The sequence below is a fragment of the Arthrobacter sp. B0490 genome, assembly GCF_002929355.1.
Lineage (GTDB): Bacteria > Actinomycetota > Actinomycetes > Actinomycetales > Micrococcaceae > Arthrobacter_D.
In genome coordinates this window covers 40,115-58,670 of sequence record NZ_PJIR01000006.1, presented here as the reverse complement: position 1 = coordinate 58,670, position 18,556 = coordinate 40,115, and the positions used below count along the sequence as shown (strand labels likewise).

At 67.6% G+C, this 18,556-nt stretch carries 20 protein-coding genes and 1 pseudogene; 9 read left to right on the top strand and 12 right to left on the bottom strand.

Annotated elements, in window-relative coordinates; genetic code table 11:
• Positions 1–117: 117 nt before the first annotated feature.
• The 6 genes from CXQ97_RS11085 (at position 118) to CXQ97_RS11060 (ending at position 5,602) form a co-directional block, all read left to right on the top strand.
• Complete coding sequence (locus CXQ97_RS11085; protein ID WP_104181048.1) at positions 118–1,332, top strand: NAD(P)/FAD-dependent oxidoreductase; 1,215 nt, start codon at positions 118–120, stop codon at positions 1,330–1,332.
• A gap of 122 nt (positions 1,333–1,454) precedes the next feature.
• On the top strand, positions 1,455–2,687 hold the full coding sequence (locus CXQ97_RS11080) for a glycerophosphodiester phosphodiesterase family protein (RefSeq protein WP_104180930.1): 1,233 nt from the start codon (positions 1,455–1,457) through the stop codon (positions 2,685–2,687).
• A gap of 137 nt (positions 2,688–2,824) precedes the next feature.
• On the top strand, positions 2,825–3,169 hold the full coding sequence (locus tag CXQ97_RS11075; RefSeq protein ID WP_104180929.1) for a helix-turn-helix transcriptional regulator: 345 nt from the start codon (positions 2,825–2,827) through the stop codon (positions 3,167–3,169).
• The gene (locus CXQ97_RS11070) at positions 3,166–3,654 is read left to right on the top strand and encodes an SRPBCC family protein (protein ID WP_104180928.1); all 489 of its coding nucleotides are present in this window, start codon (positions 3,166–3,168) and stop codon (positions 3,652–3,654) included. Before CXQ97_RS11075 ends, CXQ97_RS11070 begins: the two co-directional genes overlap by 4 nt.
• A 108-nt stretch (positions 3,655–3,762) precedes the next feature.
• Positions 3,763–4,764, top strand: coding sequence for an acetamidase/formamidase family protein (locus tag CXQ97_RS11065; protein WP_104180927.1), 1,002 nt, complete (start codon positions 3,763–3,765; stop codon positions 4,762–4,764).
• Between the two features lie 76 nt (positions 4,765–4,840).
• A complete protein-coding gene (locus CXQ97_RS11060; RefSeq protein WP_104180926.1) occupies positions 4,841–5,602 on the top strand; it encodes an SDR family NAD(P)-dependent oxidoreductase in 762 nt (253 codons plus the stop codon).
• Positions 5,603–5,694: 92 nt separating this feature from the next.
• Here CXQ97_RS11060 and CXQ97_RS11055 read toward each other — a convergent pair whose 3' ends face one another.
• Positions 5,695–6,528, bottom strand: coding sequence for an alpha/beta fold hydrolase (locus CXQ97_RS11055; protein WP_104180925.1), 834 nt, complete (start codon positions 6,526–6,528; stop codon positions 5,695–5,697).
• 96 nt (positions 6,529–6,624) lie between these two features.
• Here CXQ97_RS11055 and CXQ97_RS11050 point away from each other — a divergent pair, with 96 nt between their 5' ends.
• A complete protein-coding gene (locus CXQ97_RS11050) occupies positions 6,625–7,203 on the top strand; it encodes a TetR/AcrR family transcriptional regulator (protein WP_104180924.1) in 579 nt (192 codons plus the stop codon).
• Here CXQ97_RS11050 and CXQ97_RS11045 read toward each other — a convergent pair.
• Positions 7,200–7,502 carry a GNAT family N-acetyltransferase gene (locus tag CXQ97_RS11045; RefSeq protein ID WP_104181047.1) on the bottom strand — a complete coding sequence of 101 codons (303 nt, stop codon included), beginning with the start codon at positions 7,500–7,502 and terminating at the stop codon, positions 7,200–7,202. The two genes, CXQ97_RS11050 and CXQ97_RS11045, sit on opposite strands and share 4 nt — an antisense overlap.
• A gap of 131 nt (positions 7,503–7,633) precedes the next feature.
• Positions 7,634–8,011, bottom strand: coding sequence for an STAS/SEC14 domain-containing protein (locus CXQ97_RS11040; RefSeq protein ID WP_104180923.1), 378 nt, complete (start codon positions 8,009–8,011; stop codon positions 7,634–7,636).
• A 134-nt stretch (positions 8,012–8,145) separates the two neighbouring features.
• Here CXQ97_RS11040 and CXQ97_RS11035 point away from each other — a divergent pair, with 134 nt between their 5' ends.
• Positions 8,146–8,904 (top strand): SDR family NAD(P)-dependent oxidoreductase, encoded by a 759-nt coding sequence (locus tag CXQ97_RS11035; protein WP_104180922.1) that lies wholly within the window; start codon positions 8,146–8,148, stop codon positions 8,902–8,904.
• Between the two features lie 315 nt (positions 8,905–9,219).
• Positions 9,220–9,879 carry an SDR family oxidoreductase gene (locus tag CXQ97_RS11030; RefSeq protein ID WP_104180921.1) on the top strand — a complete coding sequence of 220 codons (660 nt, stop codon included), beginning with the start codon at positions 9,220–9,222 and terminating at the stop codon, positions 9,877–9,879.
• 139 nt (positions 9,880–10,018) lie between these two features.
• Here CXQ97_RS11030 and CXQ97_RS20345 read toward each other — a convergent pair whose 3' ends face one another.
• From CXQ97_RS20345 to CXQ97_RS10985, 9 genes and pseudogenes are all read right to left on the bottom strand, one after another.
• Positions 10,019–10,360, bottom strand: coding sequence for a hypothetical protein (locus tag CXQ97_RS20345; RefSeq protein WP_258062518.1), 342 nt, complete (start codon positions 10,358–10,360; stop codon positions 10,019–10,021).
• Between the two features lie 190 nt (positions 10,361–10,550).
• Positions 10,551–11,843: pseudogene (locus CXQ97_RS20340) on the bottom strand (DUF222 domain-containing protein); the annotation flags it as partial.
• Between the two features lie 408 nt (positions 11,844–12,251).
• Complete coding sequence (locus CXQ97_RS11015; protein WP_104180920.1) at positions 12,252–12,797, bottom strand: heme-degrading domain-containing protein; 546 nt, start codon at positions 12,795–12,797, stop codon at positions 12,252–12,254.
• 96 nt (positions 12,798–12,893) lie between these two features.
• On the bottom strand, positions 12,894–13,907 hold the full coding sequence (locus tag CXQ97_RS11010) for a matrixin family metalloprotease (RefSeq protein ID WP_104180919.1): 1,014 nt from the start codon (positions 13,905–13,907) through the stop codon (positions 12,894–12,896).
• A gap of 415 nt (positions 13,908–14,322) precedes the next feature.
• Entirely contained in the window at positions 14,323–14,685 is a 363-nt protein-coding gene (locus CXQ97_RS11005) for a hypothetical protein (RefSeq protein WP_104180918.1), read from the bottom strand.
• A 22-nt stretch (positions 14,686–14,707) separates the two neighbouring features.
• Positions 14,708–15,469, bottom strand: a complete 762-nt coding sequence (locus CXQ97_RS11000; protein ID WP_104180917.1) for an SDR family NAD(P)-dependent oxidoreductase — start codon at positions 15,467–15,469, stop codon at positions 14,708–14,710.
• On the bottom strand, positions 15,466–16,230 hold the full coding sequence (locus CXQ97_RS10995) for an SDR family NAD(P)-dependent oxidoreductase (RefSeq protein ID WP_104180916.1): 765 nt from the start codon (positions 16,228–16,230) through the stop codon (positions 15,466–15,468). Before CXQ97_RS10995 ends, CXQ97_RS11000 begins: the two co-directional genes overlap by 4 nt.
• Positions 16,217–17,605 carry an MFS transporter gene (locus tag CXQ97_RS10990; protein WP_104180915.1) on the bottom strand — a complete coding sequence of 463 codons (1,389 nt, stop codon included), beginning with the start codon at positions 17,603–17,605 and terminating at the stop codon, positions 16,217–16,219. Before CXQ97_RS10990 ends, CXQ97_RS10995 begins: the two co-directional genes overlap by 14 nt.
• Positions 17,605–18,492 carry a polysaccharide deacetylase gene (locus CXQ97_RS10985; protein ID WP_104180914.1) on the bottom strand — a complete coding sequence of 296 codons (888 nt, stop codon included), beginning with the start codon at positions 18,490–18,492 and terminating at the stop codon, positions 17,605–17,607. The genes CXQ97_RS10990 and CXQ97_RS10985 overlap by 1 nt, the downstream gene beginning before the upstream one ends.
• Positions 18,493–18,556 lie beyond the last annotated feature (64 nt).

Sequence of the window (18,556 nt, the reverse complement as noted above, 5' to 3'; positions counted from 1 at the left end):
CCTGGCTCGGTGCTGAGCGGTACTGTCGAAGGACAGGCTGCGCAGGGCGACACGGAAGAGGTGGCTGTCATCGGTTCCAGCACGAGCACCAGACCGGCGGCCCGCACGGTGCCCGTCATCCCCGCTCCGGGCGAGAAGCGTCATCACCAGGTACTCATCATCGGTGGCGGCAACGCCGGAGTCTCCCTCGCGGGACGCCTCCGCCGGTACCGGATCAAGGATGTCGCGGTCATCGAGCCGCGCACGCGCCACCTGTACCAGCCCCTGTTCTCCCACATCGCCGGAGGAACAGCCGACGCCCTCGAGGCCGTGCGGCTGCAGTCCGCGGTGATGCCCAAGGGAGTCACCTGGATCCAGGACAAGGCCACGGACGTCAGCACGGACTCCAGGACGGTGCTGCTCGAGTCCGGCTCCGCCGTCACCTACGACCAGCTCGTGGTCTGCCCCGGCATCCAGAACGACTGGACGTCCATCCCGGGCCTGAAGGACGCGATGGAAGGGCCGCACGGCGCATCCAACTACGAGTTCGAGCTCGCGCCGAAGGCCTGGAAGCTCTTCAAGGACCTGACACACGGCACCGTGGTCTTCACGCAGCCCCCCGGACCGGCGTCCTGCGACGGCGCGGCCCAGAAACCCATGTACCTCGCCTGCGACCACTGGCGGCGCCAGGGCGTGCTCGACGACATCCGCGTGGTCCTCGCCGTGTCCACGCCCACCATCTTCGGCATGGACATCATCGACGAGGAACTGGGCCGGAAGATCGAGGAGTACGGGATCGAGGTCCGGTACAGCACGGAGCTCGCCTCGGTCGACCCCGAGGCCCGCACCGTGCTCCTCAGGAACAGCGACACCGGCGCATCGGAGACCCTCGCCTACGACGTCCTGCACGCGGTTCCTCCGCAATCGGCACCCGAGTGGCTGAAGACCACGGACCTGCCGGCGGCCGGCGGCCGGGGAGGGTTCGTCGAGGTGGACCCCGTCCTCCTGCGGCACACGCGGTTCCCGGCCATCTGGTCGCTCGGTGACGCTGCGTCGACCCTCAACTCGAAGTCGGGTGCGGCGCTGCGGATGCAGACGAAGGTCCTCGCGAAGAACCTCAAGGCCGTACTGAAGGGGAGGAAGCCGACCGCGGAGTACAACCACTACTCGGCGTGTCCCTTCGTGGTCAGCCGGAACACCGTGGTGTTCTCCGAGTTCGACGACAAGTACTCACCCATGCCGACGGTCCCGGGCTGGAACGACCTGGCACGCGAACGAAGACTGACGTACCTCCTCGAGCGGATCGTCCTGCCGAAGATCTACTGGAACCTGATCCTCAGGGGCCGCGCCTGACGCGTCGGCACCCCGGTACCTTCACTGGCAGTTCACCCGCCGTTGACGAGCGGGTCGGGTGGAGACGGTTGGATCGATGCGGGCGCCACGCGCTCGCATCCTCCAGCCGAAGGGATCCACCCATGACCCGTGCCGCCCGTTCGATCCGATCGGCAGCCGCAGCCGCCGTCGGCCTCTCGCTCCTCGCTGTTCCTGCCCCGACCGTGGCACACACCGCCGAGGACCGCGACACCGCGAAGCGCCCCACGGCCGGTCCGATCCTCGTGGGTCACCGCGGTGCCGGCGGTACGGCACCCGAGAACACCGTCGCGGCCTTCAGGGACGGCCGGGCATCCGGTGCCGACTTCATCGAGATCGACGTGCAGCTCAGCGCCGACGGCGTCCCGTTCCTCTTCCACGACGACACCCCCGCGCGCACCACCAACGTCGAGGACGTCTTCCCGGACCGGGCCGCCGACCCGGTCACGTCCTTCACCTGGGCGGAACTGCAGCAGCTCGACGCGGGCTCGTACTTCGACGAGCGCTTCGTCGGCGAGAGGATCCCGCACCTCGACGACGTCGCAGCGGTGGCGACCCGCACCACCGGCGTGTACATCGAGGTCAAGTCGCCCTGGAACTCGCCCGGCATCGAGGAGGTCGTGGCGAGCGAACTGCGGACCGACCCCGCCTGGCGGAAGCTCGTGGAGGTCGGCAAGGTGCAGGTGATCGGCTTCGACGAGGCATCCAACCGCAGGTTCGCCGCGCTGGCTCCGGACGTGCAGCTGCAGCAGCTCACCTGGATGCTCCCTGGTCCCGAGGTGCTGGCCGAATGGGCCACCTATGTGGACTCGGTGGGTGCGAACTACCGCGGCCTGACCGCGGAGGAGGTCGCGCGTGTCAAGGAGGCCGGGCTCGCCATGAGCGTCTACACCGTGAACTCCCCGGAGGACGTGCGGTCCGTCGCGGACCTCGGGGTGGATGCCGTCACCACCGACTTCCCGATCCAGAACAGCCGCTATCTCCGCGGACTCCCGGTCTTCCCGGGGGCGGCCCTCGAGATCAGTGGGGCGGTGAACAACCCTGCGGGCGACGACGTCCGGCCGGGCGCCGGCGAGTTCGTCACCCTGCGGAACGCTTCGGGCTCCGCGGTGGACGTCAGCGGCTACTTCCTCCGCGATGCCGCGAACAACATCCTCCGGGTAGGGGAGGGATACGTCCTGCAGCCGGGCGCCGAACTGCGCGTCCACACGGGACCGGGCACCAACTCGTCCTCCGCCTACTTCAACGGCCTGGCCGCCTCCGTGCTGAACAACACCGGGGACTCCCTCGGACTGTGGACGCCGGACCTGCGGCTCGTGGACGTCTACGCGAACTAGCCGGGGACCGGCCACCAGCAGGACGACGGCGGTACCGAAGCGGTGCCGCCGTCGTCGTCGGCACCTCTTGCCCCTGCCGCAGAGCAGGTCTAGACTCGAATGATCAACCAGTTGGTTGATCAACGAGGAGGTGGATCATGCGGGACGACGATCTCGATGCCGCCTTCTCGGCGCTCGCCGATCCGGCACGCAGGGCCATCGTCGCGCGGTTGTCGCGCGGCCCGGCCACCGTGAACGAATTGGCGGAACCCTTCGCCATCACCAAGCAGGCCGTCTCCCGACACATCCAGGTGCTCGAGCAGGCCGGTCTGATCACGCGTACGCGGGACGGGCAGCGCCGTCCCTGCCACCTCGATCCGGCTGCCCTCGAGGCACTGACCGGCTGGATCGACTCCTACCGCCTCGAAGCCGAGCGGCAGTACCGCCGGCTCGACGGCGTCCTCGCATCCCTGAAGGACCAGCACAGCAAGGATCTGTCATGAGCAATCCCACCACCATCACAGCGGAACCCGGCCAGCAGTTCGTCGACATCGTCCGGGAGTTCGATGCTCCCCGCGAGCTCGTGTTCCGTGCCTTCACCGAGCCCGACCTCGTCCGCCAGTGGCTCGGTCCGCACCGCATCACCACGGAGATCGCTGAATTCTCGGCCGTCACCGGCGGGGCCTACTCCTACATCCACCGCGACGACGACGGCGGCGCCTACGGCTTCCGCGGCGTCTTCCACACCGTCGTCGCGCCCGAGCGGATCATCCAGACGTTCGAGTTCGACGGCGCGCCCCACCACGTCAGCCTCGAGAGCATGACCTTCGAGGACCTGGGCGGTGGCCGCACGAGGTGTGCAGGGCGGTCGGTGTTCCTCACCGGCGAGACCCGCGACGCGATGATGAGCAGCGGCATGGAGGTCGGCGTCAACGAGGGGTACGAGCGCCTCGACGCCGTCCTGTCCTCGCTCTCCGTCGCGAGCTGACACCTGCTGCGCCGGCAGTGCCGGTCGTGCCCGGAGGTGCTGTTCGAGCGCCTGTCGGGGCGGTCCCGGACCCTTGTCCGCTCCGGGACCGCCCCGTAGCATCCGGTCATGGAGATCATCGAGTACCACCCGCGGCGTGACCAGCTCGTGTACACCTTCGGCGGCAGTGCACCCGTGCTGACCGTCCAGCCCGGGACGGCGCTCAAGCTCTGGTCCGAGGATGCCTTCAACAACGCACTCACCTCGGTCGACGACGTCTCCGGCGAGAAGGTGGACCTCAACTTCGTCAATCCGCAGACCGGTCCGTTCTACGTGGAGGGTGCCGAGCCCGGCGACACCCTCGCGCTCCACGTCGTCGACCTCACGCCGGCCCGCACCTACGGGGCATCGGCCACCATCCCGTTCTTCGGTGGGCTCACCGGCACCGACCGTACGGCGATGCTGCAGGAACCCCTGCCGGACATCACCTGGATCTACCACGTCGACACCGAGCGGCGGACGGTCGGGTTCCAGTCGCGGCGCGGTGACTTCGAGGTCGCACTGCCGCTCGAGCCCATGCTCGGCACCGTCGGCGTCGCGCCGCCGGGTGGCGAGGTCCGCTCGTCACTCGTCCCCGAACGGTTCGGAGGCAACATGGACGCCCCGGACGTCAAGGCGGGTACCACCGTGTACCTCGGCGTGAACGTGGAGGGTGCGTTGTTCTCCATCGGGGATGGCCACTACCGCCAGGGTGAGGGCGAGGCATGCGGCACAGCCGTCGAGGGTGCCATGCACTCGACGATCATCGTGGAACTCATCAAGGGCGGCGCTCCCGCCTGGCCGCGACTGGAGACGGACTACCACTGGATGGCGGTCGGTTCCTCGCGCCCCATGGAGGACTCGTGGCGCATCGGCCAACTGGAGATGATCCGCTGGTTCGGCGACCTCTTCGGATTGCATCAGCTCGATGCCTATCAGCTCCTCACGCAGACCGCCCTCGCGCCCATCGCGAATGCGGTGGACGCCAACTACAGCGTGGTGGTGAAGGCGCCCAAGGCTCTCTTCCCGGCTACCGACGCCTACGGAGGACTCCACGCGCACCTCCGGCGGCAGGCAGCAGAGCTGCGCTGAGCCCTGTGGTGTTCGGGACCCGCCTCCGACCCGCAACGCCCGACCCCGCGTTTCCACCCTCGACCGAAGGACAGCCATGGACCTGCACCTCACCGGCGCAACAGCACTCGTCACCGGCGGCACGAAGGGTATCGGTCGTGCGATCGTCGAATCCTTCGTGCAGGAGGGCGCCGATGTGGCGTTCTGTGCGCGTCACGCCGACGACGTCGCCGCCACCGAGGCCGATCTCACCGGGTCACCCGGCCGCGTCAAAGGGTACGTGCTGGACGTCGGAGACGGGCCCGCGGTGACCGCCTGGGTCGAGGTGGTGGCCGCCGACTTCGGCGGGATCGACGCCGTCGTGAGCAACGTCAGCGCACTCGCCATTGCGGACACCGAGGAGAACTGGGAGGCGAGTCTGCGCGTCGATCTCCTGGGGACCGTGGGTCTGGTCAAGGCGGCCCTGCCGCACCTCGAGCGCAGCTCGATCCCGTCGATCACCGCGATCTCGAGCGTCTCGGGCCGGGAGGTCGACTTCGCGTCGGGCCCGTACGGCACCGTGAAGACGGCGCTCATCGGCTACATGGCGGGGCTGGCGTTCCAGCTCGCCGGTCAGGGCATCCGTGCGAACACCGTCTCGCCGGGCAACACCTACCATGCGGGCGGGGTGTGGGAGGGCATCGAGCAGGGGAACCCGGAGCTCTTCGCCACGGCGATGGCACTGAATCCCACCGGCCGTATGGGCACCCCGCAGGAGATCGCGGACACCGTCGTGTTCCTCGCAAGTCCCCGCTCGAGCCGCACCAGCGGTGCCAACATCCTGATCGACGGCGCCCTCACCCGAGGTATCCAGGTGTAGGACACCCCGTCGCCCGGCACGACGAAGGGCGCCGGGAACCCGGCGCCCTTCACTTGCTGCAGTACCCGGAGTCGTTGATCTACCCGGATCGGCTACTTGGAGAGGAAGCGGAGCAGGATCTCGTTGACCTCGGCGCCGTGGGTCCACAGCAGGCCGTGCGGAGCACCCTCGATCTCCACGTACTCGGCGGAGGGCAGGCGCTTGGTGAACTCACGACCGGTCGAGTCGATCGGCAGGATGCGGTCCTCCGTGCCGTGGACGATCAGTGCCGGCACGGTCACCTTCTCGACATCGGAGCGGAAGTCGGTCAGCCACGAGTCGACGACGGCGAACGATGCGTACCAGGACGAACCGGCGGCGACATTCCAGGCGTTGCGCAGCGCTTCCTCGCTGAGCCGGTTGCCGAGGAACTTGTCCGTGTTGAAGAAGTCGTTGTAGAAGTTGCTGAACCAGGCGTAGCGGTCCTCGATCGCGGCGCTGCGGATGCCGTCGAACACTGTGGACGGCACGCCCGACGGGTTGTCGTCGGTCTGCAGGAGGAAGGGCTCGAGCGAGCCGAGGAAGGCCGCCTTCGCCACGCGACCCTCGCCGTAGGTGCCGATGTAGCGGCCCACCTCCCCGGTACCCATCGAGAAGCCGACGAGGACGACGTCGTTCAGGTCGAGGGTCTCGAGGACGGTGTTCAGATCACCCGCGAAGGTGTCGTAGTCGTAGCCCGTGGTGGGCTTGCTGGACTTGCCGAAGCCGCGACGGTCGTAGGTGATGACTCGGTATCCGGCCTTCAGGAGCGCGGCGGTCTGCTTCTCCCAGGAGCCGCCGTCGAGGGGATAGCCGTGGATCAGGACGACGGGCTGGCCTGCGCCGTGGTCCTCGTAGTAGAGCTCGATGTCCGTGCTGTTCTCGGTGCCTACCTTGATGAAAGCCATAGTGCTGATCCTTGTCTCGAGAGGGGAGAACGTTCGTTCTCGCTCGGTGTTCACATCGTATAGAACGATCGTTCTCTGATCAAGTAGAATGGACCGATGAATATTTCCGAGGCGCGCACGCGCATCGTCGCGACCGCCGACGAGCTGTACAACGCGCGGGGGATCCAGGCCGTGGGCATGGACGAGCTGCGCGCGGCGGCCGGTGTCTCCCTCAAGAAGCTGTACCAGGAGTTCCCGTCGAAGGGCAGCATCGTGATGGCGGTGCTCGAGCGGCGCCACAAGTCGTGGGCGGAGGGGCTGGAGGCGACGGTGGGCCAGGTCGCGGCACCCCGCGAGCGTCTCCTCGCGATCTTCGACTACCTCGCCCAGTGGTTCTGCGACGATTCCTTCCGCGGATGTGGCTTCATCAACAGCTTCGCCGAACTCGGTGCGGTGAGCCCCGACGTGGCCGAGTACGCGCGGGAGCACAAGGCGTCCTTCCAGGAGTACGTCTCGCGGCTGGCGGATGACGCGGGTGCGCCGACGTACCTCGCGCCGCAGCTCTCGATCCTTGCGGAGGGTGCTCAGACGACGGCGGCGATCGCGGGAACCGCCGAAGCTGCCCGGCAGGCGCGGAGCGCTGCCGAGGTGCTGATCGACGCCGCACTAGGCGTGACGGCCCGCAGGGCTGCCTAGCCCACCAGGTCCTTGTACTCGGGGTGGTCCTCGATGAAGGCTGCGACGAATTCGCACCGAGGCACGACCGTCAGGTGCTGTTCCCTGGCGTCGTCGAGTGCGTGACGAATCAGGGTGCTCCCGATACCGTGGCCCTCCATCTCCGCGTCCACCACCGTATGCGTGAAGACGATCGTGTCGCCCGAGCGTTCATAGGCGGCGATGCCGGCGGATGCGCCGTCGAGGGTGGCGACATAGCGGCTCTTGCCCTCGTTGTCGGTGACCTGGACGTCGTCGTTCCCGGTGTTCTCGGTGCTCATGATGCCACTGTGGCACCCGTCGCGCAGGGCGGTCAACGCAGCCCGTCCGGGCCACATAGCAGTTCGTCGGTCGCGCCATCGTGTGGCGAGCTCCGGTCCGTCGGGTGCTGGTGCTGCAGTGCTACGGGCCTTCAGTCGCGCTGCTGTGCCGGGGCAACCTGGTGGACCACGGCGCTCTCCCGGAGCCACGTGAGCGCCTCGGATTCCGACGTGAAGTAGCGCGTGGTGGTCGGGGAGCGGTGCGAGAAGCCCGACATCACCTCGTCCACGGAATCGGCACCCACGAGTGCCACTCTGGAGAAGCCTCGATACGCTGCCATCCCCACGCGTGCTTCCGGCGTGATACCGATGATGCCGTGCATGTGGACCAGGAGAGGCAGGACGGCGGGACCATGGAATTCTGCCAGGGCGCGGGCTGCGGCAACGGCGTCCGCATGGGTGATCTCGACTCCACGGTTCCATTGCAGTCTGAGGATCCCCCTGTCGAGGTGCGCGCTGAACGAGTCCATCCGGGTCCTTCATGGGAGAGGCGGGGCAATGGGAATGGCTTGCAGCGTAGCAAGGACCTCCCTCGGGATCGTTTCCGTGTCCACGGATGCCCATCTTCGGCGGTCGGCAGCGTGCAGGATGTAGCGTCTGATCCATGACATTGAGCATTCTGGTGACAGGAGCGAGCCGTGGGATCGGCGCGGCCATCGCCCGCGAACTCGCGGGCAGGGGACACCGCATCGCCGTGCATGCCGGTCGTGACGTGTCGGCGGCGAGAGCTGTCGAGGAGGGTCTTCCCGGTTCCGGACACGCTGTCGTCGTCGGTGATGTGGGGGATCCGGTGGCATGCCGGAGCATCATCGATGGCGTCGTGCAGGACCTCGGGGGTATCGACGTCCTGGTGAACAATGCCGGCATCTTCGAAGCGCATCCCATCGACAGCACATCCTACGAGGACTGGCAGCAGGCGTGGCGCCGGACGCTCGACGTGAACCTCCTGGGACCCGCGAACCTGGCCTGGCTGGTGGCACGCCACCTCCTCGATCGGCCCTCGGGGCCGGACGGCGGACGGCTGATCTCCGTCGGCTCACGCGGTGCCTACCGTGGTGAGCCCGTCACTCCTGCGTACGGTGCCAGCAAGGCGGCACTGCATGCGACGACGCAGTCGCTCGCCGTCGCGCTCGCCCCTCACGGCATCCTTGCGGCGGCGGTGGCGCCCGGCTTCGTGGAGACGGACATGGGCAGGACCGTCCTGGACGGTCCGGGTGGCGATGCAGTCCGGGCGCAGAGTCCCTTCAACCGGGTCGCGACGCCGGAGGAGATCGCTCAGGCGGTCGCCTGGCTCGCGACGGAAGCCCCGATCTGGGTCAGCGGTACGGTGGTCGACGCGAATGGGGCGTCCTACCTGCGGTAGCCACTCGCGTAGCTCCTGGCAAGGAGGGCTCACTGACTCCCTGGGGCCGCCGGGAGGCAGAGCCTGGCGCGCGAACGACCGAATCCTGCTTCACAGGGAAGATCTGCAGCAACCGACGATGCCGTCTCGGCATGACGAATCCTGCCGAAACGGAGTTCCAGCGCTCCCGGACAAAAAGTGTCGACGACCGGGAATACGCCTGCGCCAGTGGCTGAACATGGTGCTACCGGTGGCGGGTGCTCGCATCTGAGGGTTAGCGTCGACGTGAAGGCGGACGACCACGACTCGACCAGACGACGACCACAAGGAGTTCCCATGTCACGCGTAGCCATCATCGGTGGGCACGGAAAAGTAGCGCTGCACCTCGCGAAGATCCTGAGCAGTCAGGGCCATCAGGTCAGCTCGATCTTCCGCAACCAGGACCACTCCGCCGACGTCGAGCAGGCGGGCGCCACTCCGGTCGTGGCCGATGTGTCCGAACTGTCGGTCGCACAGATGGCCGATGCCTTCAGTGGGCACGACGCCGTCGTCTGGTCTGCAGGTGCGGGTGGCAGCAGCGTGGAGGCCACCTATGCGGTGGATCGGGATGCTGCGATCCGTTCGATCGACGCAGCGCAGGAGGCCTCGGTGGGCCGCTACGTCATGGTGTCCTACATCGGCTCCCGCAAGGACCATGGCGTCCCCGAGGACAACGGCTTCTTCCACTATGCGGAGGCCAAGGCCGCAGCGGACGAGCACCTCCGCAACTCGAAGCTGGCCTGGACCATCCTCGGCCCCGGCTCGCTGACCACCGAGCCGGGTACCGGGAACATCGAGATCTCTGATGAGCCCCACCAGACCACCGTGACCCGCGAGGATGTAGCGCACGTTGCCGCCGTTGTCCTCGGTGAGCTCGGCACTGTGGACAGGACGATCCGGTTCAACAACGGTGACACCCCGATCGCGGAAGCCATCGAGGCCTCCCTGGCGGGCTGATCCCGTAGGTCAAGGGCGGCGTTTCTTCGGAGGCGCCGCCCTTGTCGTGTCCCCGTGCCGCCTCGTGCCCCGGTTCATGGTGACCCGCCTTCGTCAGGCGACACTCTCAGGGGGCCGAGGGTCGTGACGCCCACTGCGTTCACCGTCCTGGGGTCGCACCGACAGATCGGCGGCGCGGCCCGGGAGATGAATCACAGCACTTGACCCGACGACCGAGGAGTGGTGCTCGTTCACGGCATCCATCACGTCGTCCAGAAGTCGTCGCAGCGATCAACGCGTGTGGGATCGAAACCAGTAGCAGGATCACGACCACGACCAGTAGCAGGTTCAGAACCAGGATCAGGATCAGAACCAGGATCAGAACCAGGATCAGGACCACGACCAGGATCACGACCAGGATCAGGGCCGGGAGCAGGACCAGGATCGGGACCACGACCAGTAGCAGGATCACGGCCGGGAGCAGAACCAGGATCAGGACCATGATCGGAGCCACGATCAGGACCACGACCAGTAGCAGGACCGGGAGCAGGCCGAGATCGGGAGTGTACGAGTTCTTCGTCGATTACCTTCCCCGCCTGCCAGTAGGTGTTCCTGCGGGACACACTCGCTCGCCCTGGTCTCCCGGGCGCCCGGAACCAGGGGATGCCTCCTCGTGGTTCGACCGTCCATGACTCCTGATGGATGACGTGGTGGTGTCGTGAGCAGAGCAGCACGCCGTTGTCGATGCTGGTCGAGCCACCTCGCGACCAGGGCCTCATGTGGTGGGCTTCGCACCAGGAGGCCGGGATGGAGCAGTCCGGGAAGGCACAGCCCTTGTCGCGAGCCACCAGCGCTCGCCGGAGATGTGGCGGAAAGAGTCGTTGGGCCCGTCCGATATCGAGTACCTGACCTTTGCCGCCCAGTACCAGCGGGATGAGGTCGGCATCGCAGGCCACCCTCCTGATGTTCCTGGCGCTGATCTGCGATGTGAAGACGGCGTGGCCTGCACGTTGCGTCTCCCCGAGCAGGTCCTTGTAGTCGATGGTCACCATGACTTGGGGACGGTGACCGCCGGTAGCCGGAAGATCAGCCGAGGCAAGGGCTATCTTGCAGGCGGAAACGAGACCGTCGAGGAGGCTCTGGGCTCTTGTCACGGGATCGGGGTCGAGGCGCGACTCTACGGCGCCCGGGAAGCCTGCAACGACAGCCGATGAATCCCTCTCCTTGGCGCAGGCCGATGCGCCGGCTGAACCGCTGGCTGCACCACCGGCTGCACTACCGGCTGCACTACCGGCTGCACTACCGGCTGAACTACCGGCTGAACTACCGGCTGAACCGCCGGCTGAACCACTGACTGCACTACCGACTGCACTACCGACTGCACTACCGACTGCACCACCGGCAGGATCAGTTGCACGTCCTGAGGATCCCCTCGGGTTGGCGGCAGAGTTCATCACCGTCACCAGGTGCTCGAACTGCTCGTCGGTCGCCCCGATCTCCAGGAGATGCAGTCCGTGGCGGCGACCCTTGAGGAAGACGCCCTGCCGCGCCCGCAGCACCTTCTCCGTGGGCTCCTGCCCGTCCTGATCGAGCACCGACTCCCACCGGCGTGCCAGCACCCGGAGGATGTCCTCGTCCGACTCGATCGCCTGTCTCGTCAGGTGATGCTCCATCGACTCGCGCTGCTGCGGCGTCGCAAAGGACTGCACCCGATCGAGGGCTTGCGCGACCACCGTGGCAGCCCTCCCGCTGATGACCCCTGCCCCGACCGCCTCGCCCAGGACTTCCCACCGAGGCGGGACCGCAGCTCCCGACGGCGAGATACTGGGAAGCACGACCTCGACGAGGCTCAGTCGCCGTCGAGCTTCTGCCCGACTGATCCCGAGCGTTCCCCTCAGGAAATCGGCACAGTCCCTGTAGCCGCTGTCCGCCGGATCGCCGGATGCTGCCGCCGTGGCGGGAGGCGATGGGGTAGATGGGGCCACAGCCGATGATGAACCCGCACCGAGCAGGGGAGTGCCCGTCGACCGTCCACCGTCGCCGCCCGCATGGACTTCTGCCGCGAGACCCGCAGCGACTATCTGCAGATGATCGACCATTCTCGAGGCCTGCTCGACCTGCATGACGAACTGGATCGCATCCGGCCGTGACAGGATTCCGTGCCGATCCTCGGCCTCTCGGGCAGACTCCGCGAGCAGGGCGATCGCCGAGTCCAAGGAACTCGGAGATCGCGGAAAGCGCTCGATCGGGGCGGTAGCCATGCCTCAATTTTATCGAACGCACGTACTAATCCGGAGGCCGGAGGGCGAATGTGGAGCGATAGTCGCAGCGTTTGTCCACATACCCCGCTGCTGTGGAACCCCTCTTGATGAAAGGCGAAAGACTCGGAAGAACTACAGGCCGTTCGCGGCGTGGAAGGTCCGCAAAGCCTCGACGACGAGCCTGTGATCCTCGAGCTGCGGCAGCCCGGAGACCGTCACGGTCGCCACGGGACCGACGCCCCTGATGTAGAACGGGAAGGAGCCGCCATGGGCAGCATGCGTCGAGGTGTCGAACATCGGGTTGTCGTCGATGCTGCCGCCGTTGCGCCGTGCCCGCAGGCCGACGAGCAGCGACGGCACCGCATAGCGCTGCGCCGTGCGGCTCTTCGCATCGAGCCAGTGGTCGTTGTCGGGGGTAGCGCCTTCGAGCGCAGCCCGGAACAGGATGTGGTTCGGCTTGCAGATGCTGACGGCGATCGGCAGGTTACGCCCCACTCCCAGCTGGACGAGCAACTGCCCCAGGGCGACGGCGTCGTCGTTGGTGAATCGCGTGAACTGGAGCTCGGCGACCTCGCCCTCGATCTTGGCGATCAGCGCCTCGAGCGCTTCGGCAGGCTGGTCGCCGCCGCCGTCGGGGTCAAACGGACGAATCACTGTCGAACGGGCGTCGTTGCTCATTGGATAAATCTACGCGGTGAAGGGCCGCTGCGGAATTTGATCCGGCGACCACGTCCCACGGATCTTGACAACCGGATGTTCCTCCGGACTGCACGGTCAGAGCCCGGGCGCGCAGGGTCCCGTACCGAGGAGCGCGAGCCCGGCGAGGTCGCCCTGACCGAAGGAGGTCACGCCGAAGTTCTCGGGATTCATCAGTTCGGCCGGGTCGTCGATGTGGTCCAGCCCGACGACGTGCGCGAGCTCGTGCATGATGATCGCCCTCAGGTAGGCGCGGCCGTCGGGAAAGCGCAGGGTGTCGACGGCGTCGGGCGCGTCGAGCTGCACCTGCCCGCCTTCGTACACCAGGGGCTGTCCCGGGGCCTGGGCATAATCGCTGCCCCCGAGCCCCGCGACGTCTCCCGCGAGTTCGGGGATCTCCGCGGGACTCGTCCACGTGATGAGCACCGGCACCCAGCTCCTGCCGTACAGCTCCGGTTGGTACAGGTCGCGATCCTCGCTGGGTGCCTCCGTCGTCGTGCCGTCGTCGACGAACTGCAGCCCCGTCGCCGCCGACACCTCGGCGACGGCCTCCTGCACCAGACCCTCCGAGCCCGCGGGCGCATTGTCGGGCCGTACGACGTAGTGGAGGGGGCGGCAGGGGTCGTAGGCGATCCACTCCTGATCCTCGACCGGCGACTCCAAGAGCCGGTACGACGTCGACGCCGGAGCGGGTGGGGGAGTGCCGAGTGGCACCGCTCCGGCCTCGACGCCGGGCGGCGGTACGTCGGAGCCGGGCACGTACGGCAGGACGGCCGGCAAGACGAAGCGGTCGAACAGCGACGGCGTCGCGTACAGGAAGACAACGAGCCCGAGGACAGCAACAGTGGCGAAGCGCAGCCTCAGCCACGGGCTGAAGAAACGCCGGCGTGGACCGACCCGGCGGCGTCGCGACGCGGACGCACCACGTCGCCTCGACCCATCCGACGGCATCGCCCGCCACGGGGAAGGAGCGGACGGCTGCCCGGGCTCGTCGTCGAACGCCCAGAGGGGAACGCGGCCCGACGGCGACCGGGGTACGCCCTCCGCCCTGTCGTTCCGCTCGTGGTTCCACTCGCGATCCGGTATCCCCATGCTCTCCGCTTCCCCCAACCGATGATCCTCGTCCATCCTGCTGTACGCCAGCGTGCGCCCCCGCCGTTCAAGCCGTCCTTCGCCAATGCTGCGCGAAGGCTGCCGAGTCCGGACGCCACCACGACAGCGGCAGGCGCACCCGCGAATGACGGCGACCCTGGCGCCACCCGCAGCCAGCAGGCGGATCAGGCACACGGGTCCGGAGATGACAGATGAGGCCTGCCGTAACGAGCAAGCCACGAGGAGCGGGCTGTTAAGCGCGGACCGACGGCGGCAGGCACACCCGCGAACGACGGCGACCCCGTCGCCACCCGGAGGTGGCAGACGGGGCCGGAGGCGGCAGACGGGCCGGAGGTGGCATACGGGCCGGAGGCGGCAGACGGGGCCGAGAAGAGCAGGCCGAGGCGACAGGAATCTAGGTCGCCATGACACCCGACCGGAAGGGTTCGACGACCGCTATACCCTCACGCAGCACACGGTCGGCGAGCGCGGACGACGCCGGCAGAGAACTGGTCAACGCCTCGGCGAGACGGGACGCACCCGACGCATGGATCGAGACCAACGCCGACCAGACCTGCTCCACGGTGTCACACGACGTGGTCGTCCCCGTCCGACCTGGCAGGACCCAGCCGTCTCCTGCCACCCGCACCACCGGTCGACCCGGCAGGCCGGACGTGATCGCGTTGACCGTCTGTGCCACGAGCAGCAGGTCACGCGTCGTCCGGACCGATCCGAGGACCGGATCCGCGACGACGGTGCGGCCACACGCGCCGCACATCAGAGGCCCGGAATCCGAGCCGTCACGGCATCACGTCGCCCGAGTTGGGTCCGAGCGTCTGGCCGACGAAGAGATTGCCGCCCGGATCGCTCGCGAGCAGCAGGGCCGTCGGTGCGACCTCTGCCGGCAGCCCGAATCTCCGCAACGGCAGCTCCTTCCGTTTCGCGGCCTTCCAGTCCTCGGAGATCGCGTCGACGAGCGGCGTCTCGATGGGCCCCGGTGCGATGCAGTTGGCGAGCACGTTGTCGGCCGACACCTCGAGGGCGAGCGCCTTGGTCATGCCGATCACGCCTGCCTTCGCTGCGCTGTAGTGGCTCAACCCCGTGCCGCCCTTGATGCCGAGCTGCGAGGAGATGTTGATGATCCGCCCCCACCGTTGCTGCCGCATGGGACCGACGACCTCCCGGCAGCAGAGGAACACGCCCGTGAGATCCACCGAGATGGTCTCCGTCCACATCGCGAGCGCCATGTCCTCGAGGGGCGACTCCGTGAGCAGTCCTGCGCTGTTGATCAGGACGTCGATGGTCCCGATCCCGTCCCGGGCCTCCGCGAAGGCGTCCCGCACGCTCTCCTCGCGGGCGACGTCGACCTCGATGATCCCCGGGCCGGAGACCCGGTCCATCACCGCCACCCTGTCGCCCTGGGCGGCGAACGCCTCGGCGATCGCCGCCCCGATGCCGCTGCCACCACCGGTCACGACGACCGCCCGTGGCCTCGCGCCGAGGGAACCGAGAGAACCGGTGGCCCGGGGGCCCGAGCGGTGACCCTCAGCACCCGACGTCATGCGCGCATCTTGATGGTGAGGCCGCCGTCGACGACGAGCGACTGCCCGGTGACGTAGCGGGAGGCGTCGGACGTCAGGAAGCCGATCACGTCCGCGACCTCGTCCGGCCTGCCGACCCGACCCCACGGGATGTCCTTGCCCGCCCGCTCGAGGCCCTCGGGGCCGAGCGAGTTGACGGGGTCGAGGGACTGCGGAGTCTCGATCAGGCCGGGGATCACCGCGTTGGCACGGATCTCCCGTGGCCCCAGCTCCGAGGCGACACTGCGGATGAGTCCGAGCACCCCCGACTTCGCGGCGGCGTAGTGGGCGTGTTCCTCCCACCCGTAGATGCCCCCTGCGATCGAGGACACGGCGACGAGCGCGCCGGGTCCCGTCATCCGCTGGGACGCCGACCGGAGTGTGCGGAGCACGCCGGTCAGGTCGACGTCGAGCATCGCGTTCCAGAGGTCGTCCGTCAGGTCGTTGAGCGGGGCGTTGCGCAGGATGCCCGCATTCGCGACGGCGTAGTCGAGGCGCCCGTACTCGTCCAGGGCGCGCTGGGCGAAGGCGTCGACGGATTCCGTGGAACGTACGTCGACCTCGTGGATGACGGCGTCGCCACCCGCGGCCCGCACGCCGGAGAGGGTCTCCTCCGGATCGTGCGGGTCGCCGGGGAAGGTGCCGATGACGGTCCGGACGTTCCGGCCCGCGTAGTGGACGGCGAGGGCGCGGCCGATACCGCTGGCGGCACCCGTGACGATGGCTACCTCAGACTGCTGCATGTGGTTCCTCGAGTGCGACGGCCGCGACGGGCCGCGCCGCGATCATCAGGACGCCGGAGAGCAGCGTGCCCACGGCTCCCACCCAGAGGGCGGCAGCACCGGTGCCGGCCTGCGTGGCGACGACGGTGAACAGGGCGCCGCCGATGATCGTCCCGGGCTGGCTCATGGCACCGATGAACGCGAGGCCCGTGGCACGGCAGCTCACGGGGTAGCACTCGGCCATGAAGTACTGGATCGCGGCGTAGGGCCCCACCAGGAAGAACAGGCCGGTGCCGTACGTGAGGATGATCAGGAACGGGCTGGACACGAGGGGGCTCAGCATCACGGCGAAGGACAGGCCCGAGATGATCCAGCCCACGATGATGGTCCGCTTGCGGCCGACCTTGTCGCCGATCCAGCCGTGGAACACGTAGCCGAAGTACGCGAGGAGGTTGATGACGATCAGCATCCAGAAGGCGTCCGACAGCTCGACACCCTTCGCGTTGGCGAGCACCGAGGTGCCGAGGACGCTGAAGATCGCGATGCCGAAGAAGTTGAGGATCCAGGCGAGCGAGAAGACGATCGTGTTGCGGCGGAACTCCGGCTCCCAGATGCGCTTCAGGGGTGACGTGGAGGAGTGCTCGACGCCGTAGGCACGTGCCAGCGCGTGCGCCTCGTCGGTCTTGCCGCCCTTCTCGAGCTCGGTCAGCTTGTGGTGGAGCTCGAACTGCGGGGTCTCCTTCAGCTTCTTGCTGATGAGCAGCACGATGATGATCGCGGGGATCGTCGCCATGAGGTACAGCGCACGCCAGCCGAGGAGCGGCAGGAACACCAGGGCGAGGGCGCTCGCGAGAAGGAAGCCGAGCGGCCAGCCGCCCTGGATGAAGGAGTAGTGGAAGCCAGGACGCTTGCGCTTCCGCTCGTCCTCGGTGACCTGGTAGACCTCGTTCATGTAGGTCGCGTTGACGGCCTGCTCGGAGAAGCCCAGCCCGCCGAAGGACCGCACGACGACGAGGAGCGAGTTGCTGATGACGCCGAGGCCGGCGGGGATGAAGGCGGTGACGCCCGAGACGATCGCGGTTCCGCCGACCGTCAGCATCATGCCCTTCCGGCGGCCCAGGCGGTCGATCACGGGGCCGATGCCGAAGCAGACGATCGCCGTTCCGACGGCGATCCAGGTGTTGATGGCGTAGGCCTCGGGGGCGGTCCAGCCGAACTCGGACTGCATGGCCGGCAGGAGCGTGCCGAACAGGCCGTAGTCGAAGACGGCGACGGTCCAGGCGCACAGGGCGAGGACGGTCGCCGTGCTGGTCTTCTTCTTGGAGAATACGGGGAACTGCCGTTGCTCGTCCCCTGTCGGCGTCGAGAGATCGACGCCCGCCTCTTTGATGGACATCAGTTGGTTTCCTTTCGGGGGTTGCGTGCCAGGAACGAGTCGGCGATCTGGTCGAAGGTATGCCAGGTGACGCCCTCGTGGGAGTTGAAGTGCTGGATGAGGCGCTCGAGCATGAGGAGGACCTGCGGCCGGCCCGAGACGTCGGGGTGGATCGTCATGGTGAAGACCGCGGAGTCCATCTCCGCGTAGACCCAGTCGAACTGGTCCCGCCACATCTGCTCGATGTCCCGAGGGTTGACGAACCCGTGCGAGTTGGGCGCTGCCTTGATGAACATCATCGGAGGCAGGTCGTCGAGGTACCAGTTCGCGGGGATCTCCACGAGGTCGGTCTCCTTCCCCCGGACGAGCGGCTTCATCCACGCCTCGGCGGGCTTGGAGTAGTCGATCTTCGTCCAGCTGTCCCCGACCCTCACGTAGTAGGGCTCGAAGTCGTTGTGCATGAGGGAGTGGTCGTACTTGATGCCGCGCTCGAGCAGGATCTCGTTGGTGATGGGGGAGAACTCCCACCACGGTGCGACGTACCCCGTGGGGCGGCGCCCCGAGACCTGCTCGATGAGCTCGATCGACCGGTCGAGGATCGCGGTCTCCTGGTCGCGGGTCATGGCGATCGGGTTCTCGTGCGAGTAGCCGTGGACGCCGATCTCGTGCCCGGCGTCGACGATCATCCGGGTGAGGTCGGGGAAGGTCTCGAGCGAGTGGCCCGGGACGAACCAGGTGGAGGGCAGGGAGTACTTCTCGAAGAGCCGGAGGATCCGCGGGCCGCCGACCTCCCCGCTGAAGAGTCCGCGGGAGATGTCGCAGGGCGAGTCCTCGCCGCCGTAGGAGCCGAGCATTCCGGCAACTGCATCGACGTCAACGCCGAAGGCGATCTGGATGTCTTTCGTCATGGGTCGGCCTTTCCTGGTGCGGGTGGGGGTTCTAGTCGGGGAGATGGGGGAGTGAACCGGGGAG

What these genes read in the sequence shown, in the direction of transcription:
- CXQ97_RS11060 (WP_104180926.1), top strand. Translation starts at nt 4,841, where the DNA reads ATGGACCTGCACCTCACCGGCGCAACAGCACTCGTCACCGGCGGCACG.
- CXQ97_RS11055 (WP_104180925.1), bottom strand. Translation starts at nt 6,528, where the DNA reads ATGGCTTTCATCAAGGTAGGCACCGAGAACAGCACGGACATCGAGCTC.
- CXQ97_RS11010 (WP_104180919.1), bottom strand. Translation starts at nt 13,907, where the DNA reads ATGGGGATACCGGATCGCGAGTGGAACCACGAGCGGAACGACAGGGCG.
- CXQ97_RS10985 (WP_104180914.1), bottom strand. Translation starts at nt 18,492, where the DNA reads ATGACGAAAGACATCCAGATCGCCTTCGGCGTTGACGTCGATGCAGTT.
- CXQ97_RS11000 (WP_104180917.1), bottom strand. Translation starts at nt 15,469, where the DNA reads ATGACGTCGGGTGCTGAGGGTCACCGCTCGGGCCCCCGGGCCACCGGT.
- CXQ97_RS11015 (WP_104180920.1), bottom strand. Translation starts at nt 12,797, where the DNA reads ATGAGCAACGACGCCCGTTCGACAGTGATTCGTCCGTTTGACCCCGAC.
- CXQ97_RS11040 (WP_104180923.1), bottom strand. Translation starts at nt 8,011, where the DNA reads ATGGACTCGTTCAGCGCGCACCTCGACAGGGGGATCCTCAGACTGCAA.
- CXQ97_RS11035 (WP_104180922.1), top strand. Translation starts at nt 8,146, where the DNA reads ATGACATTGAGCATTCTGGTGACAGGAGCGAGCCGTGGGATCGGCGCG.
- CXQ97_RS11005 (WP_104180918.1), bottom strand. Translation starts at nt 14,685, where the DNA reads ATGTGCGGCGCGTGTGGCCGCACCGTCGTCGCGGATCCGGTCCTCGGA.
- CXQ97_RS20345 (WP_258062518.1), bottom strand. Translation starts at nt 10,360, where the DNA reads ATGGTCCTGATCCTGGTTCTGCTCCCGGCCGTGATCCTGCTACTGGTC.
- CXQ97_RS11075 (WP_104180929.1), top strand. Translation starts at nt 2,825, where the DNA reads ATGCGGGACGACGATCTCGATGCCGCCTTCTCGGCGCTCGCCGATCCG.
- CXQ97_RS11045 (WP_104181047.1), bottom strand. Translation starts at nt 7,502, where the DNA reads ATGAGCACCGAGAACACCGGGAACGACGACGTCCAGGTCACCGACAAC.
- CXQ97_RS11030 (WP_104180921.1), top strand. Translation starts at nt 9,220, where the DNA reads ATGTCACGCGTAGCCATCATCGGTGGGCACGGAAAAGTAGCGCTGCAC.
- CXQ97_RS10995 (WP_104180916.1), bottom strand. Translation starts at nt 16,230, where the DNA reads ATGCAGCAGTCTGAGGTAGCCATCGTCACGGGTGCCGCCAGCGGTATC.
- CXQ97_RS10990 (WP_104180915.1), bottom strand. Translation starts at nt 17,605, where the DNA reads ATGTCCATCAAAGAGGCGGGCGTCGATCTCTCGACGCCGACAGGGGAC.
- CXQ97_RS11065 (WP_104180927.1), top strand. Translation starts at nt 3,763, where the DNA reads ATGGAGATCATCGAGTACCACCCGCGGCGTGACCAGCTCGTGTACACC.
- CXQ97_RS11050 (WP_104180924.1), top strand. Translation starts at nt 6,625, where the DNA reads ATGAATATTTCCGAGGCGCGCACGCGCATCGTCGCGACCGCCGACGAG.
- CXQ97_RS11070 (WP_104180928.1), top strand. Translation starts at nt 3,166, where the DNA reads ATGAGCAATCCCACCACCATCACAGCGGAACCCGGCCAGCAGTTCGTC.
- CXQ97_RS11080 (WP_104180930.1), top strand. Translation starts at nt 1,455, where the DNA reads ATGACCCGTGCCGCCCGTTCGATCCGATCGGCAGCCGCAGCCGCCGTC.